Source organism: Stenotrophomonas sp. TEPEL, from assembly GCF_004348785.1.
GTDB classification, from domain to species: domain Bacteria; phylum Pseudomonadota; class Gammaproteobacteria; order Xanthomonadales; family Xanthomonadaceae; genus Stenotrophomonas; species Stenotrophomonas indicatrix.
Map to the genome: position 1 here is coordinate 307282 of NZ_QQXJ01000001.1, position 16930 is coordinate 324211.

Consider the following 16930-nt stretch of genomic DNA (forward strand, 5'->3'; position numbering starts at 1 on the left):
CGCTGCAAGTACGTCCCTGTAAGCTCGGTCGCGCCATCCATGGCGCTCACGCCCCCGCAACCGGACCCACCCCGCCTTCGACAGTTTCCCGCGATCTGTCGGAATTGCATGGCGTGCTCCTGGTGGGTGTCGACCTTGGTCGACACGTAGATCCACGCCATGCGTGGATGCTCTTCATGCAGATGGGGTCAGATCCGTTTTCCGTAAGAAAACGGATCTGACCCCGGATTGATTTCCATATCTGGCAGAAGTGTCGACCAAGGTCGACACCTACCGACGGCTGCAGGAATCTGTCAGAGGCGGGGCGGTGTGGGTTGGCAGGACCGTTGGCGCCATGGATGGCGCCATCGAGCCCCCAAGGACGGGTTTACGGCGTGTCCTGCCCACCCATACCGCCCCGCCATCCCACGGATTGCCCGCTCTTGCTGTTGCCTTGGCTGTTGCTGTTGCCTTGGCCGCGGCGGGTGCAGGGCGCAGCCCTGCCGAACCCCCTTTACCCCCGCGGTCGGCCGCGCGAGGGCACCAGTGCGAAGGTATCCACCGCCAGCTTCTCGGCATGGTTCAACCACGCGCGGATTTCCAGATCATCCACTTCGTGGTCGAGCCCGAACGCTACGTTGATCTTGCCGTCCGCGTCGGGCTGCACCCACTGCTGGGCCAGCACCACCTTGCGCTGCGAGGACACCGCTTCGATCCAGAAACCGCGATCCGGGCGCGTGCTCGCCACCAGCTGCAGCATGTACTGGCCGGCGCGGGTACGGCGGCCCTTCTGCGTGATCATGTGTGCCTGGCGCACGCTGGGGCGGGGGCCCTGGAAGGCATCCAGGGGTGCATCCACGTCGATGCCGTTGCGCAGCTGGCCGTCCCGGTACAGCTTGATGCCGTTGTCGCGGTTCACCAGCAGCGCGCACCAGTCGCCGTCGGCCGAGCCATCCTCGAACGCGGTGCAGCGATCGACGTAGGCGAGCGTGTTGTCCGGGTCGGCATCGTCGAACTGGCGCGAGGTGTTTTCCAGATACACCGATTTCAGGTCCCAGTCCTTGTCGTATTCCAGCAGCACCGGCGGCTGCACGTGCTGCAGGCCCACCACCACCTGGTCGTCGCCGTCGATCTTCAGCTGCCGCGTCGGCTCACCCAGCCACAGCGAGCGGGCGAAGGCCAGGTACTGCGGATAGTCGCGGCCGCCATCACGGCGTGCCGCGGCGCTGGCACTCGGCGTGCGCTTGTCGTCCAGCAGCGAACGGCCAAAGCCCATCGTCTGCAGGTTCGGATCCAGCAGGCTGAGCAGGGTGGCCCCGGAATCCAGCGTCGAGCCGTCTTCGGCGGCCAGCTGGCGCGGGGCCACGCCATCGCCGAGGAACAACAGCAGGTTCTCGCGCTTCTGCCTGGTCAGGATATGGCTGAGGTCATTTGGCATGGCCAGGTGATCGGAGGCGACCACGATCAACGTGTCCTTGCCGTAGGGGCTGGCTTGGATGCGTTCGACCAGCTGCGAGATCAGGCGGTCGGTGCACTTGAGCGCATTGAGCATGCCGATGTTGCCGTACTGGCTCTGGTAGCGCTCGCCCTTGCAGGCCACCGGCAGGTGCCCGGCCGGGTGGTGCGTGTCCATGGTCAGCGTGGTCAGCATGAACGGCGCATCCTGCCGCGACAGCTGCTCGAAGCGCTGGTAAGCGGTGTCCAGCAGCACGTCGTCATGCACGCCCCACGCCGAGTAGTGGATGCGGCCGATCTTCTTCTGCTGCTTGAACCACGCCAGGTCATGCACTTCATCGAAGCCGTGGCTGGCCAGGAACTGGCCCTTGCCGGCAAACTGGCCGTTGGCACCACCCAGGTAATGGTTGGTGTAGCCCTGCTGCTTGAGGTAATCGCCCAGGCACACGGCCTTGGGCAGGAAGCTGCCCATGCGGTCCATGCTGTTCTCATCACCCTGCGAGGTGGTCAGCGGCACGCCGCACATCGACGACACCAGGCCGGCGATGGTCCAGCCACCGCCTTCGGCCGAGGCCAGCCCGCGCACATCCAGCGATCTGGCCGCCAAGCGGTTGAGATTGGGCATCAGGCCGGGAAACACGGCCTCATCCAGATAGGTGCGCTCCAGGCTCTCGCCGTAGATCCAGACGATGTTGCGTGGGCGCTGCAGGGCCTGCGTGGGCACCTGGTATTCGGGGGCGATACGGGCGAAATCCACCGGGCGCAGCTGCTGATAGAGGCGCTGCCCGTCACGTGCCAATGGACTGATCATGATCGTGACCACCCACAGCGTGGCGAAACCGGCAAACCAGGCACCACCGGCCGTGGGGCGGCGCCAGCGCTTCACCCGCGTAGCGAACAGCGGCAGCAGCGACACGGCGGCCAGCACGATGAAGCCGGCGATGTAGCCCTTGAAGTCGGCGACACCGGCGCCTTCCATGTCCGCACCCAGGTGGTACAGGGTGGCGGCGTTGAGTCCGTCACCGGACAGCTTGTCGATCAGCCACCAGGCACTGAGCGCCAGCAGCAACAGCGAGAACAAGCCTGCTTTCCACCACACCCACTTTGCGGACGCGAGGAACAACCAGGACAGCAGCAACAGCGACAGCAGCAGAATCCAGAGCATAGGCAGCTTCGGCAGTGACGGGGTGGCGATGGACGTCGTACCGACGCGTGTCCATCCGACCGGCGCTGCTGCAAGCACATCTGCATGACAGGCCGATGACCCGATAGTGCATGCACGAACCTGACTGAAATGTTTGTTGAAATCGTGCGCGCGATATCACGCTGCGAACGTAAATCGAGCGTGAAAACTCGCGCTCGATTGCATTAAAAACCTGCATGAATGCACTGTTTTCGCTGATCCACGTCGACCGTCGATGCGACACTATCGATGCCCGCGTTCCTCGCGCGAACGCGCACGGCGATCGAACAACAATGCGCTGGTCACGATGCCAAGCCCCAACACCACGCCGATCAACAGCAGCACCAGTGCGATGGCGGGATACCCCAGCACATGCCAGCCGGTGTCGATCTTCATCATCAGTGCCGCCGCCATGATCAATGCGGCGCTGATGATGCCGGCGGCCACGCGGTTGGCGATCTTCTGCAGGTTCTCCATCAGCCGCGATTCTTCCAGCCCGGTCACCTTCATCTGCAGGCGGTTCTCGGCCAGCAGCGCCATGATGTCCGACAGCTTGCGCGGTCCGTCGCGCAACAGCTGCTGCATTTCCATTGCTTCGCTGGCCAGATTGGCGGCCGACAGGGACTTCTTCAGGCGCGCGCGCATCACGTGCTGCAGCTGGCGTTCGACGATGCGGCGCGTGTCCAGGTCCGGTGCCAGCAGGCGGCATACGGCTTCAAGGTTGAGCAGCGCCTTGCCCAGCAGGCTCAGCTCCGGCGGCGTACGCAATCCGGACGAGGTGGCGATGCGTACCATGTCCAGCACCACACGCCCTTCGGAGAAATTCGCGCTGGCGGCATAGCGTGCGATCAGTTGTCCGGTCTCGCGCAGGTAGCGCTCCTCATCGAACGCCTCCAGCCGGGTGCTGATGCTGATCAGGTCGTCGGCCACTTCCTCGCCGCGGCCATCGACGGCGGCAAACAGGATCTTCAGCAGGCGCTCGCGCAGGCGCGGCGGCATGTGCGCGACCATGCCCAGGTCGAAGATGGCCAAGCGCCCATCAGGCATCACCCGCAGGTTGCCGGGGTGCGGGTCGGCGTGGATTTCGCCGTGCACGAAAATCTGGTCCAGATAGCCGCGGATCAGCGCCGCCGCCAGCGGGTCCATCGCCTGTTCGGTGCGGCGCACATCGGGAATGGCATCCACGCGCACGCCGGTGGCCAGTTCCATGGTCAGCACGCGATGGCTGCTGTAGTCCCACAGCGGCTGCGGAATCCACAGGCGCCGGAACGGCTTCAGGTGCCGGCCGAAGCGCGACAGGTTCTCGGCCTCGGCGTGGTAGTCCAGCTCCTGCATCAGCGTCTTGGCAAATTCGTTGAGCCAGTCGCGCAGGCGCACGCGGCGACCGATCTGGGTCAGATGATCGGCGGCCAGGGCGAAGCTGCGCAGCACCTCCAGATCCGAACGCAGCTGCGCGGCCACCTCGGGCTTCTGCACTTTCACCGCCACCTCGCGGCCGTCGTGCAACACCGCCCGATGCACCTGGGCAATCGACGCACAGCCCAGCGGCTGCGGATCGAATGCAGCGAACAGCTTGTTCACCGGTGCCCCCAGCTCCTGCTCGACGATGGCGTGGATGCGTTCGACCGGAATCGGCGCCACCTTCTCCTGCATGCGCTCCAGCGCGGTGGCGAACTCCACCGGCACCATGTCCGGGCGGGTCGACAGCATCTGCCCGAGCTTGACGAAGGTGGGCCCCAGCGCCTCCAGGTCACTGACGAACTGCTCCGGATTGCCGTCCGGTGGCACGTCGGTGTGGCTGCCGGCAGCGTCCAGGTTCATGCCGGAGAACACGCCGGAATGGCGGTAGCGCATCAGCAGGCGCAGGATCTGGCTGCGCCGGTTCATGCCCCTGATCAGCGGCGGATTGCCTGTGGCGGTGGACGGATTGCTCAAACGACACTCCTCGAAGACGACCTGATGTCCGTGATCCCGCCATCGGCGGGACCGGATTACGCGTCCAGTGTCCCTGCCGCCCGGTGGGCGCGCGGTGAACCCGCTATCGCAGGTGGCGCCGGATCGGTCAGAATCCGCTCATTCCCATTACTGGATCCCCCATGGCCGGTGCCAGCCTGTTTGCCCTGCTTGACGATATCGCTTCCCTGCTCGACGACGTCTCGGTGCTGACCAAGGTCGCCGCCAAGAAGACCGCCGGCGTGCTGGGCGACGACCTGGCACTGAACGCGCAGCAGGTAACCGGCGTCAACGCCAACCGTGAATTGCCGGTGGTGTGGGCGGTGGCCAAGGGCTCGCTGGTGAACAAGGTGATCCTGGTGCCGGCGGCGCTGGCGATCAGCGCGCTGGAAGCCTGGCTGCACAGCCGCGGCTGGAACGTGCCGCTGATCGTGCCGCTGATGATGATCGGCGGTGCCTTCCTGTGTTTCGAGGGCGTGGAGAAGCTGGCGCACCGGTTCCTGCATTCGGCCGATGAGGACGCCGAACACCAGGCCGAGCGGCGCAAGGCGCTGGCCGATGCGCAGGTGGACATGGTCGCGTGGGAAAAGGACAAGGTGAAGGGCGCGATCCGCACCGACTTCATCCTCTCGGCCGAAATCATCGTGCTGTCGCTGGGCGTGGTTGCCACGGCGTCGTTCATCAACCAGGTCAGCACCCTGGTGGTGATCGCGCTGGCGATGACCGTGTTCGTCTACGGGCTGGTCGCCGGCATCGTCAAGCTGGACGACCTGGGTCTGTACCTGTCGCGCAAGGGCGCGGCGCTGGCGGCAGTTGGCCGCGGCCTGCTGGTGTCGGCACCGTGGCTGATGAAGTTCCTGTCGGTGGCCGGTACCGCAGCGATGTTCCTGGTCGGTGGCGGCATCCTGGTGCACAACGTGCCGGCGCTGCACCACGCGGTGCAGGCGCTGGGCGGTGAAGGCCAGTGGGGCTGGCTGGTCAACGCGCTGGGCAACATGGTGGTCGGCATCATCGCCGGTGCCATCGTGCTGGCGGCGGTGACCGGGTTCCAGAAGCTGCGCGGCAAGTAAGCGCCGGCCCGCTGCACGGTAGAGGCCGACCTTGGTCGGCGCTTTGTTTCCCGCGCGTGCCAACCAAGGTTGGCACCTACCCAGCGGCTTCCGGCGCCTTGCCCGGTAGCGGCCGACCTTGGTCGGCGTTTTGTTGTCCGCGCGTGCCAACCAAGGTTGGCACCTACCAAGCGGTTTTCGGCGCCTTGCCCGGGTGGGCCGACCTTGGTCGGCGGTTTGTTGCCCGCACGTGCCAACCAAGGTTGGCACCTACCCAGCGGCTTCCGGCGCCTTGCCCGGTAGCGGCCAACCTTGGTCGGCGGTTTGTTGCCCGCGCGTGCCAACCAAGGTTGGCACCTACCCAGCGGCTTCCGGCGCCTTGTCCGGTAGCGGCCGACCTTGGTCGGCGGTTTGTTGCCCGCACGTGCCAACCAAGGTTGGCAGCTACCCAGCGGTTTCCGGCACCTTGCCCGGTAGAGGGCGACCTTGGTCGGCGGTTTGTTGTCCGCGCGTGCCAACCAAGGTTGGCACCTACCGAGCGGTTTCCGGCGCCTTGTCCGGTAGCGGCCAACCTTGGTCGGCGGTTTTTATTCCCGCAAGCACCAACCAAGGTTGGCACCTACCCAGCGGCTTCCGGCGCCTTGTCCGGTAGCGGCCGACCTTGGTCGGCGGTTTTTAATTCCCGCAAGCACCAACCAAGGTTGGCACCCACCCGTGCGCTAGCCCGCGTGTACCCGGTTCTTGCCTTGGCGTTTGGCCGCGTACAGGGCGTTGTCGGCGCGCCGCAGCAGCGTATCGGCATCGTCTCCCGGCTGCCATTGCGCCAGGCCCGCGCTGAAATGCACGGGGATGCGCCGCTCCTGCAGGGTCAGCACGCGATGCGCCAGTGAGCGCTGCAGCCGCTGCACCGTGGCCATGCTGTCCGCGCCGGGGGTTTCGGGAAGCACCAGCACGAACTCGTCGCCGCCCAGCCGGGCGATGCCATCAGTGGCACGCAGCAGCAGGCGGCACACCGCCACCAGGTGCTGCAGCAGCGCGTCGCCGCCGGCATGGCCGTGTTCGTCGTTGGTCTGGTGGAAGTCATCCAGGTCGATCACCGCCAGTCCGAGCGGCGAGTGGTTGCGTGCGGCGCGGGCCAGTTCGCGCTGCAGCAGTTCATCCAGGCCACGCCGGTTCAGGGCCTGGGTCAACGGATCGATACGCGCCAGATCGCCGGCCGCGCGCAGATCCTGTTCCAGCTGGTTGATGCGCTGTTCGGCGCGTTCCACTTCCTGCCGCGCGCTGGCCAGGTGATCGCGCGCCTGCGCCGCCTGCTGCTGCACTTTGCCGGTGTCCTGCATCACTTCCTGCAGCAGGTGGTTGAGGTCGGCGATGCTGCGCGCCTCGCGCAACTGCAGCGCGTAACTGCCGATGCGGTCGTGGTATTCACCGGTGCTGGCGGCCATGCCGTCCATGCGCTCGATGAACTCGCCCATCAACCCCCGCATGGCCGCCTTCGAATCGTCGATGCCCTGCCGCAGCAGGCCCTGTTTGTAGATCACCTCGCGCAGCTCGGCGCGGGTGCGCTCGACCGATTCGGCTTCCAGCGGCCCGGCCAGCAACTGGCGCACGGCGGCGATCTGGCCCTGCAGCCAGCTGCGGTCATCCAGCAGCTCGCTCACGTTCTCCAGCAGCAGGGCGAACAACTCAAGCAACAACGCCTGCTGTTCCTGCCAGCTTTCGGCGCGCACGCCGATCTGGTGGCCCAGCTCGCGCGCGCCCTGTTCGATCGGCTCCAGTGCCGCGCCCGGTTGCCATTGTCGCAGGCGTACGGCCAGGGCCTGCGCCTGCTCGCGCAGGTCGGGATCGTGCTGCAGCAGCGCGACCACCGCGCCGCCCAGCAGCAACCGCAGCTGCTCGGACAGGCGCAGGCTGTCGGGCTGGCCATCGGGCGAGTGCTGGTCGATGGTGCGGATGTATTTATCGATCAGCTGCCGCATCGCCCGGCCATAGCGCGGCCAGTCGGCACTGGCCTGCGCCGATTGCAGGCGATCACCCATGTCGCCCAGCTCACCCGGCAGAGTGGCCATGCCATTGGCGAAGGCAGCCAGCAGCGGCTCGGGCGCATCGGCCCCGGCAAACAGCTGCTGCAACGCCACGCTGCTACCGCCCTGCAGCACCACCCGGTCGCCGCGCCCGTCATCGACCACCGCGCGCACGCGCGCAGGCGGCCCGATGGCGGTGCCGGGGGCAGGGCGGGGGTCGGGCTGGTCCGTCATGGAACGCATCCTGGGATGGCAGGGGGGCTGGTCACAGCATATCGGCGCAACCGGCGGTGGCTTGAACCGATAGGATGGGCGACAGGATGCCGCAGTGGAGGTGGGTATGCGTGTGATGTTGCTGGGGGCGACGGGACTGGTCGGAGGCCACGCCCTGTCGCAGCTGCTGGCCGACCCCCGCTGCAGCGCCGTGGTCGCGCCCAGCCGCCGCCCGCTGGCTGCGCCGCACGGGAAACTGCACAACCCGGTGTTCGACTTCGCCCGGCTGCCCGATGCGCCGGACTGGGGCCGGGTGGACGCGGTGATCTGCGCCCTGGGCAGCACCATCGCCCAGGCCGGCAGCCGCGAGGCGTTCCATCGCATCGACCATGACTACCCGCTGGCGTTCGCCCGGCTGGCCCTTGCGCAGGGTGCCCAGGCCTTCGCGCTGAACTCGGCCGCAGGCGCCAACCCGCGTTCGTCGATCTTCTACAGCTGGGTCAAAGGCGAGCTGGAGCGCGACCTGCGCGCGCTGGGTTTCCCGTCGCTGACGCTGGTGCGGCCGGGGCTGATCGGCGGTGAGCGGCAGGAGGTCCGCCGTGGCGAACACTTCGCGCTGCAGGTGCTGGGTGTGCTGGGGCCGGTGTTGCCACGTGCTTGGCGGATCAATCCGGCACCGGTGATTGCCCACGCGCTGGTGGATGCGGCGCTGGCGGCAAAGCCGGGCGAGCACGTGGTGCCGTCGCGCGATCTGGTCGGCTGATGTCCCGCGCGCTGCGCCTGAACCAGCTGCTGCAGGTGCTGCGCCGCCATCGCCGGCCGGTGGCCGGGCAGGCGCTGGCCGAAGAACTGGGCATCAGCCTGCGTACGCTGTACCGCGATATTGAAACGCTGCGCGAGCAGGGCGCCGACCTGCGCGGGGAAGCCGGTGTCGGCTACCAGCTGGAACCGGGCGATGTGCTGCCGCCGCTGACCTTGCCACCGGCCGAGATCGACGCGCTGGTGCTCGGCCTGCGCTGGGTGGCGGCACGCACCGAGCCGGCCCTGGCAGAGGCCGCGCGTGATGCCCTGGCGCGCATTGCGCACGTGCTGCCGGCGGCGCGACGCGAGGCGCTGCGTGACAGCGGCCTGCGGGTAGGGCCATCGCGAACGACGGCCAAGGTACCCCCGGCGCGGCTGCAGGCCGTACGCGAAGCGGTGGGCACGCAGCAGCGGCTGCAGTTTGCCTATGAAGATGCGCAGGGCCGGCGTACCGAGCGCGTGGTCTGGCCGTTCGCACTGGGGTACTTCGATGAAGTGCCGATGCTGGCGGCGTGGTGCGAGGGCCGCGAAGACTTCCGTCATTTCCGCTTGGATCGCATTCGCCATGTGCGTGCGTTGGAAGAGCACTATCTGGTGCCACGCGCGACCTTGTTGCGGCGCTGGCAGAAGGCGCAGGGCATCGCTCCGGATTGGCTGGACCGTTCGTGATGTATCCGTTTTGGTAGAGGTCGAGCCTGCTCGACCGCTTCTGGTCGTTGCTTCTTGCTCTCGGTAGATGTCGAGCTTGCTCGACTGCTCTCCGCGAAGAGCAAGAGCGTCGAGCAAGCTCGACATCTACCAAAGCCAGAGCAGCAGCAGTCGAGCCCGCTCGACGCTGCTGACAGCATCTGTCAGCAGGGCAGGGTCACCATGAGCGCTCCCAACCACGGAGCTTTCCCATGTTCAAGCCAAGCACCCTGCTGCAGTACGTGCGCGACGTTGCCACCAGCGCCACCTTCTACGGCGGCATCCTCGGCACGGCACCGGTCGAACAGTCGCCCGGCTTCGCCCTGTTCCTGCTCGGCGATGGCGTCGCGCTCGGCCTGTGGCAGCGCGATGACGTGCAGCCGCCAGTGGATGCGGAGGGCGGTGCAGCCGAGCTGGCGATGGTGGTGGCCAATCCTGATGAAGTGCGGCAGTTGCACGATGCCTGGCGCGCACTCGGTGTGCAGATCGCCCAGGCGCCGGTGACGCTGGAATTCGGCCACACCTTCGTCGGAGTAGATCCCGATGGGCACCGCCTGCGTGTGTACAGCCGTGCCGAGGGCATGGTTGCGCGCGATTGATCACCCGCATTGTGTAGATCCACGCCATGCGTGGATGCAGGCACAAAAAAACGCCGGGCAGTGCCCGGCGTTTTTTGTGTTTCAGAAGTGGTGGCCGATCAGCTGGCCAGCGCCAGATCGTCCATCATCGCGCGCAGGAAGCGGGCCGCTTCACCGCCGGTGGCGGCGCGGTGGTCGAAGGTCACCGACAGCGGAATGACCTTGTGCGCTTCCACGCCGCCCATCACCGGGGTCATCTGGTGGCGGGCACGGCCGGCACCGACGATGGCCACGCACGGCGGCACCACGACCGGGGTCGCGTAGCGGCCGGCGAACATGCCGAAGTTGGACAGCGAGATGGTGTAGCCGCTCAGTTCCGAGGCCGCGATCGAACGCGCTTCCACCTGCTCACGCAGGCGGTTCACGCCTTCACGGATGCCGCGCGCGTCGAGCATGTCGGCGTTGCGCAGGGCCGGCACGAACAGGCCGTCGTCGGTATCCACGGCGATGCCGATGTCCACCTGCGCGTGCAGGGTGCGGGTCAGCGCGTCACCGTCGAACCAGGCGTTCATCGCCGGCACCTTCTGCGCGGCGACCACGATCGAGCGCACCAGGCGCGCGGTGACGTCGTTGCCCGGCAGCCAGGCGTGGATGTCGGCGTCGTCGTTCAGCGTGGTCGGCACGACCTTGCTGTGCGCATCGGCCATGACGCGGGCCATGTTGCGGCGCACGCCCTTCAGCGGTTCCGGCTGGCCCTTGGCGACCACGCCCGGCGGCTGGGTGCGCATCGGCTTGCCGGCAGCGGACAGCGGGGTGCGTGCGTCGGACTGTACTGGTGCGGCCACCTGGGCCGGCGCCGGTGCGGCGGCAGCCGGTGCAGCAACCGCTGCCGGAGCCGCGCCGATCTTCGCGCTGCCGTCGGCTGCGGCCTGTTTGACGTCGGCCATGGTCACCGCGCCGTCGGCGCCGGTGGCACGTACGCGGCTCAGGTCCACGCCCAGCTTGCGCGCGGTGGCACGCACCGCCGGCACGGCCTTGACGCCGCCCACGGCCAGCGCCTGTTCGGCATGCACAGCGTTGGAGCTCTGCATCGCGCCGACCACGGTGCCGGCGTCATCGCGCTCGGCGGCAGCCGGCTTGGCTTCTTCTGCGGTTACCGGGGCGGCTGCGGTGGGCAGCGGCGGCGGCGTCGGTGCTGCGGCGGCAGCCGGAGTGGCATGGCCGTGGCTGTGGCCGGTGTCCTGGCCGTCAGCGCGCTGCGGCAGGTTCGGGTCCAGCGCGAAGCTGGCCAGCACCGCGCCGGTCGGGATGATGTCGCCGGCAGCGCCGGACAGCTTCAGCACCGTGCCGGAGAACGGCGAGGGCACTTCGACGACGGCCTTGGCGGTCTCCATCGAGACCAGCGGCTCGTCCAGCTTGATCACATCGCCTTCCTTGACGAACCACTCGACGATGGTCGCGTCCGGCAGGCCTTCGCCCAGGTCGGGCAGGTTGAAGTTCTTGGTCTGGCTCATTTGCAGTTCTCTTCCAGCAGTTCCAGTTCGCGGGCAGGCAACCAGCCCGTCGCGCCATTGGCGCGCTCGGACCACCACCACCCGCCGTGTTCGTGATGAAGCTTGACCATCTCGCCGTTCTCCACATCCAGCTCGCGGGCGTCGTAGTCGCGCAGGGCTTCGGCGCGACCATCGTCCAACAGCTGCAACCACGCTACCGGTGCCCATCCGGCGCGCCCATCGCTGGTACGCACCCAGGCAAACGCCGGCCATTCCTCGTCACGTACACCTACTTCGACGATCTGGCCGGTGCGGAACCGGAGCGGGTTGGGATACTGGCTGCGGTAAGCCCCGAGAAGGCGGGCCCGCATGTCAGCCTGCCGCCACCGCGCGCTTGGCCGCCGCCACGATCCGCTCCACGCTCGGCAGATACTTCATCTCCAGGCGGAACAGCGGAATGTGGGTGTCGTAACCGGTAACGCGCTCGACCGGAGCCAGCAGGTCGTAGATCGATTCCTCGGCCAGGCGTGCGGCGATTTCCGCGCCGAAGCCCGCGGTCTTCGGGGCCTCCTGCACGATCACGCAGCGGCCGGTCTTGGCCACCGACTCGGCGATGGTGGCAAAGTCCAGCGGACGCAGTGTAGCCACGTCGATGACTTCGGCACTGATGCCTTCGCCGGCCAGCTTGTCGGCCGCTTCCAGCGCTTCCTTCACCTGCGCACCCCAGGTCACCAGGGTCACGTCGGTGCCATCGCGCAGCACGAAGCACACGTCCAGCGGCAGGGCTTCGCCGTCGTTGACGACCACTTCCTTGTACTGGCGGTAGATGCGCTTGGGCTCCATGTAGATCACCGGATCCGGCTCGCGGATCGCGGCCAGCAGCAGGCCATAGGCGCGCTGCGGCGAGGACGGCAGCACCACGCGCAGGCCCGGCACGTTGGTGAAGATCGCTTCGTTGGCCTCGCTGTGGTGCTCCGGCGCACGGATGCCGCCACCCCACGGCACGCGCAGCACCATCGGGCAGTGCAGGCGGCCACGGGTGCGGTAACGCAGGCGCGCGGCGTGGCAGATGATGTGGTCGACCATCGGGTACATGAAGCCATCGAACTGCGCTTCGGCCACCGGCTTCATGCCCTGTGCGGCCAGGCCGATGGTGAGGCCGGCGATGGTGGTTTCATCCAGCGGGGTGTCGAGGATGCGGTCGGCACCGAAGCGCTGCTGCAGGCCGGCGGTGGCGCGGAACACGCCGCCGTTGACGCCCACGTCTTCGCCCAGCACCAGCACCGACTTGTCGTGCTCCAGCTCCCAGGCCAGCGCCTGGGTGATGGCTTCGATGAGGGTGATCGGGGTGTCGGTCATGTTCTGTTCTCCGCGCGCGACGGCAGCGCTGTCGGCGGCGTTGGTATGCGCGCTGGACGCGCCGTTCTTGATCTCATCCATGGCGCTGCTCCAGGGCGATCGCCTGGGCACGCTGGGCCAGCAGGTCCTGCGGCGGGTCGGCATAGAGGAAATCGAACATCGCCTCGACCGGCTGCACCGGCGTGTTGAGGTACAGGTTCACTTCCTCGTCCACGCGCTTGCCGCACTCGGCGGTCCAGGCGGCTTCTTCTTCCTCGCTCCAGACACCGGCGTTGGTCAGGTACTTGCGCAGGCGCAGCATCGGCTCGCGCTGCCAGGCATCCTTCACTTCGGCGTCGTCGCGGTAGCGGCGCGCGTCATCGGCGGTGGTGTGGTCGGACAGGCGGTAGGTCATCAGTTCCAGCACGGTGCCGCCATCGCCAGCCAGCGCGCGCTCGCGTGCCTGCAGCATGGCCGCCATCACCGCGATCAGGTCGTTGCCGTCCACCTGCAGGCAGTGCAGGCCGCCGGCCAGGCCCTTCTGTGCCAGCGTCTCGGCACCGGTCTGCGCCGAACGCGGGACCGAGATGGCCCAGCCGTTGTTGACGATGCACAGGATCAGCGGCAGCTTGTAGGCACCGGCCGAATTCAGGGCCGCGTAGAAGTCGGTCTTGGAACTGCCGCCGTCGCCGCATACGGCCACTGCGATCTGCGGTTCCTTGTTGAGCTTGAACTTCAGCGCAGCGCCTGCGGCGTGCAGGCACTGGGTGGAAATCGGCACGCAGAACGGGAAGTCCTTGGCGGCATTGCCGCCGTAGTCGTTGCCACGCTCGTCGCCACCCCAATACATCAGCACGTCGTGCGGGCGCACGCCACGCATGAACATCGCGCCGTACTCGCGGTAGGACGGTGCGAACACGTCGTCCTTCTGCATCGAGGCGCCGATGCCCACATGCGCGGCTTCGTGGCCGAGGCAGGCCGCGTAGGTGCCCAGCTTGCCGGTGCGCTGCAGTGCGATCGACTTGCCGTCGAACACGCGCACGAACAGCATCTGCTTGAACATCGGCAGCAACGCGCGTGGGTCGCGCAGGGCTTCGGGCAGGTCATCGCGGACGAGCATGCCGTCCGTGTCCAGATACTGCAGGTATTCGATCTTGAACTCAGCGGCAACCGTCATTGCGTACTGCACCTTCGACAGAGAAGTTACAAATGATATGAATCGCCATGTTAAGGAATGCGTACGAAAAAGCCGTCCTGCGGCGCAGCACGGTACCCGCCTTTGTACCCCCTTCCGGGCGCATGATGCCAATAACTTCAACGTATTCAGCCATTGCTGCAAAGCATCACAAACGACGCTGGGCTGAGCGCCAGTAGAACGGCGCAAACGGTTCCACGCGCAACCACCGTTCCACAGCCCCACCGCACGCCCCGGTACGGTCATCACGGCTGCCAGCGCGGCGGCAACGCGCTACCCTTGCCGCCCCCGATCTGGTCCCGCCCATGTCCGTCGACAACAACCAACGCGATCTCGAAGCCGGTATCCACACCGATCTGCAGGGGCGGCTGACCTACGGCGGCTACCTGCGGCTGGACCAGCTGCTCAGCGCGCAGCAGCCGCTGTCCAACCCGCCGCATCACGACGAGATGCTCTTCATCATCCAGCACCAGACCTCCGAGCTTTGGCTCAAGCTGCTGGGCCACGAGCTGGGTGCGGCGATCGGCTTCCTGCAGCGCGATGAGGTCTGGCAGTGCCGCAAGGTGCTGGCGCGCAGCAAGCAGGTGCTGCGCCAGCTGACCGAGCAGTGGTCGGTGCTGGAAACGCTCACCCCGTCCGAGTACCTGGGCTTCCGCGACGTGCTGGGTCCGTCCTCGGGCTTCCAGTCGCTGCAGTACCGTTACATCGAGTTCCTGCTGGGCAACAAGAACGCGCAGATGCTGCAGGTGTTCGAGCACGACACGGCCGGGCAGGCGCAGCTGCGCACCGTGCTGGAGGCGCCGAGCCTGTACGAGGAATTCCTGAAGTACCTGGCCCGCTTCGGCCATGCCGTGCCGGCGGTGTACGAGGCGCACGACTGGACCCAGCCGCACGTGGCCGACGACAGCCTGCAGCCGGTCTTCGAACGCATCTACCAGGACACCGACCGCTACTGGCGCGAGTACGCGTTGTGCGAGGACCTGGTGGACTTGGAAACGGCTTTCCAGCTGTGGCGGTTCCGCCACATGCGTACGGTGATGCGGGTGATCGGTTTCAAGCGCGGCACCGGCGGCTCGTCCGGCGTGGGCTTCCTGGCCAAGGCCCTGGAACTGACCTTCTTCCCCGAATTGTTCCAGGTACGCACCACCCTGCAGGCCGCGCCCCCGCCGGATCTGGCCTGATCCCCATTCAGCTTGGCCGCCGAAGGTTGGCTGGATCGTTTCAGATGCAAGTTCAGCGAGCAGGCTGCGACCTGCCTCAAACGGCGTGTATTTGACGTGAACGCCAGAATTCGGTGATCCTCGCGCGTTGCTTCACCGCACATCGGACGTGCCTCCATCCACCGAACCAGGAATTCCGCATGAGCGTAAACGCCACTGCGAACACCCCAGAGCCGGCGCTGCCGGACTTCAACACCACGATGGGCCACCCGCGCCCGTTGTGGATGCTGTTCATGACCGAGTTCTGGGAGCGCTTTGCGTTCTACGGCATCCGCTGGGCGTTGGTGCTGTACATCGTTGCCCAGTTCTACAACGGCAACGCCGCCGGTGAAGGCGACGCCAGCCGCATCTACGGCGCCTACCTGGCGCTGGTGTACGCCGCAGCCATCTTCGGCGGCTATGTGGCCGACCGCGTTCTGGGGTACCAGCGCTCGATCCTGACCGGCGCGATCATCATGGCCGTCGGCCTGTTCATGATCTCGCTGCCGCAGGAGCACATCTTCAAGCTCGGCCTGGCCACGATCATTGTCGGCAACGGTCTGTTCAAGCCCAACATCTCGACCATGGTCGGCAAGCTGTACGGCCTGAAGGACGAACGCCGCGACTCGGGCTTCACCATCTTCTACATGGGCATCAACATCGGCGCGATGATCGCTCCGGTGCTGACCGAGTACCTGGCCCGCAAGGTCTTTGGCACCTCGGAAATGCCGTCCTACAAGGTCGTGTTCATCGCTTCCGGCGTGGGCATGCTGATCTCGCTGGTGTGGTTCTACATCGGTCGTGCCGGCCTGAAGGGCATCGGCGCACCGCCGGCCGGTGCCGAAGGCTTCGGCCGCATCGTCATGGTGCTGGTCGGTTCGCTGCTGGCCATTCCGGTGGCCTACTTCCTGCTCGCCACCGGCGCCACCGCGCTGGCCTGGATCCTCGGCGTGATGTTTGCCGCGCTGGCCGTGCTGCTGCTGGTGGAAGGCATCCGCGAGGGCAAGGTGCAGCGCGACCGCGTGATCGCCATGCTGATCATCTTCGCCTTCAACGTCATGTTCTGGATGTTCTTCGAACAGGCCGGCAGCTCCTTCACCTTCCTGGCCGAGAACATCGTCAACCGCCAGCTGGGTGATTGGACCTTCCCGACCGCGTGGTTCCAGTCGGTCAACTCGGTGGCGATCATCACCCTGGCGCCGATCATCGCCTGGATCTGGGTGGCCCTGGGCCGCGCCAATCCGTCGATTCCGCGCAAGTTCGGCCTCGGCCTGCTGTTCAACGGCGCTGCCTTCGCCCTGCTGATGTTCGCCCTGTCGACCATGGTCGTGGACGGCAAGATCCCGTTCTGGACCCTGTTCATGGTCTACGTCATCCAGTCGGTCGGTGAGCTGTGCCTGTCGCCGATCGGCCTGTCGATGGTGACCAAGCTGGCCCCGGTGCGCCTGGTCGGCTTCGGCATGGGTGGCTGGTTCCTGTCCACCGGCATCGGCAACAACCTGTCGGGCATCTTCGCCGGTGCAGTCAGTGGTGAAGGCGGCATGACGGTCGAATCGGCCCTGAAGGGGTATACCTTCGGCTTCTGGGCCTTGATCGGTTCGGGCGTGGTCCTGTTCCTGGTCGCGCCGCTGATCAACAAGCTGATGCATGGCGTGAAGTAATGAGAGGGTAGTGGGCATGCGTACAACGTTCGGTGGTGCAGTGGTGGCAGTGGTGTGTGCGGCGCTGATCGGCGCCTGTTCGCAGCCTCAACCTCCCGCGGCCCCCGAGCCCACGCAGCAGC

The 16930-nt window shown here is 66.7% G+C and carries 13 protein-coding genes; 6 read left to right on the plus strand and 7 right to left on the minus strand.

Features of this window, described 5'->3' with window-relative positions:
* Positions 1-493: 493 nt before the first annotated feature.
* Both TEP_RS01350 and TEP_RS01355 read right to left on the minus strand, forming a co-directional pair.
* The gene (locus tag TEP_RS01350) at positions 494-2599 is read right to left on the minus strand and encodes a phosphoglycerol transferase I (protein WP_132823847.1); all 2106 of its coding nucleotides are present in this window, start codon (positions 2597-2599) and stop codon (positions 494-496) included.
* A 261-nt stretch (positions 2600-2860) separates the two neighbouring features.
* On the minus strand, positions 2861-4504 hold the full coding sequence (locus TEP_RS01355; protein ID WP_240790733.1) for an AarF/UbiB family protein: 1644 nt from the start codon (positions 4502-4504) through the stop codon (positions 2861-2863).
* A gap of 209 nt (positions 4505-4713) precedes the next feature.
* Here TEP_RS01355 and TEP_RS01360 point away from each other — a divergent pair, with 209 nt between their 5' ends.
* Positions 4714-5640 carry a DUF808 domain-containing protein gene (locus TEP_RS01360; RefSeq protein WP_025874576.1) on the plus strand — a complete coding sequence of 309 codons (927 nt, stop codon included), beginning with the start codon at positions 4714-4716 and terminating at the stop codon, positions 5638-5640.
* A 698-nt stretch (positions 5641-6338) separates the two neighbouring features.
* On the opposite strand, the gene TEP_RS01365 is transcribed toward TEP_RS01360, so the two are convergent.
* The gene (locus tag TEP_RS01365) at positions 6339-7877 is read right to left on the minus strand and encodes a GGDEF domain-containing protein (protein ID WP_132823851.1); all 1539 of its coding nucleotides are present in this window, start codon (positions 7875-7877) and stop codon (positions 6339-6341) included.
* Between the two features lie 106 nt (positions 7878-7983).
* Here TEP_RS01365 and TEP_RS01370 point away from each other — a divergent pair, with 106 nt between their 5' ends.
* From TEP_RS01370 to TEP_RS01380, 3 genes are all read left to right on the plus strand, one after another.
* Positions 7984-8619 carry an NAD-dependent dehydratase gene (locus TEP_RS01370; protein WP_132823853.1) on the plus strand — a complete coding sequence of 212 codons (636 nt, stop codon included), beginning with the start codon at positions 7984-7986 and terminating at the stop codon, positions 8617-8619.
* Positions 8619-9326 (plus strand): YafY family protein, encoded by a 708-nt coding sequence (locus TEP_RS01375; protein ID WP_080149666.1) that lies wholly within the window; start codon positions 8619-8621, stop codon positions 9324-9326. Before TEP_RS01370 ends, TEP_RS01375 begins: the two co-directional genes overlap by 1 nt.
* A 230-nt stretch (positions 9327-9556) precedes the next feature.
* The gene (locus TEP_RS01380; protein WP_132823855.1) at positions 9557-9943 is read left to right on the plus strand and encodes a VOC family protein; all 387 of its coding nucleotides are present in this window, start codon (positions 9557-9559) and stop codon (positions 9941-9943) included.
* 98 nt (positions 9944-10041) lie between these two features.
* Here TEP_RS01380 and TEP_RS01385 read toward each other — a convergent pair whose 3' ends face one another.
* From TEP_RS01385 to pdhA, 4 genes are read right to left on the minus strand one after another with little or no spacing between them, the layout of a single operon-like run.
* On the minus strand, positions 10042-11436 hold the full coding sequence (locus TEP_RS01385; protein ID WP_132823857.1) for a dihydrolipoamide acetyltransferase family protein: 1395 nt from the start codon (positions 11434-11436) through the stop codon (positions 10042-10044).
* Positions 11433-11786, minus strand: a complete 354-nt coding sequence (locus TEP_RS01390) for an SH3 domain-containing protein (RefSeq protein WP_025874583.1) — start codon at positions 11784-11786, stop codon at positions 11433-11435. Before TEP_RS01390 ends, TEP_RS01385 begins: the two co-directional genes overlap by 4 nt.
* 1 nt (position 11787) lies before the next feature.
* Complete coding sequence (locus tag TEP_RS01395; RefSeq protein WP_025874584.1) at positions 11788-12855, minus strand: alpha-ketoacid dehydrogenase subunit beta; 1068 nt, start codon at positions 12853-12855, stop codon at positions 11788-11790.
* Positions 12848-13930 (minus strand): pyruvate dehydrogenase (acetyl-transferring) E1 component subunit alpha, encoded by a 1083-nt coding sequence (gene pdhA, locus TEP_RS01400; RefSeq protein ID WP_132823859.1) that lies wholly within the window; start codon positions 13928-13930, stop codon positions 12848-12850. Before pdhA ends, TEP_RS01395 begins: the two co-directional genes overlap by 8 nt.
* Positions 13931-14253: 323 nt before the next feature.
* Between pdhA and TEP_RS01405 the strand changes: the two genes are divergently transcribed.
* Positions 14254-15129, plus strand: a complete 876-nt coding sequence (locus TEP_RS01405) for a tryptophan 2,3-dioxygenase family protein (RefSeq protein WP_049464095.1) — start codon at positions 14254-14256, stop codon at positions 15127-15129.
* A 179-nt stretch (positions 15130-15308) separates the two neighbouring features.
* Positions 15309-16808 carry an oligopeptide:H+ symporter gene (locus tag TEP_RS01410; protein ID WP_049464096.1) on the plus strand — a complete coding sequence of 500 codons (1500 nt, stop codon included), beginning with the start codon at positions 15309-15311 and terminating at the stop codon, positions 16806-16808.
* Positions 16809-16930: the final 122 nt, after the last annotated feature.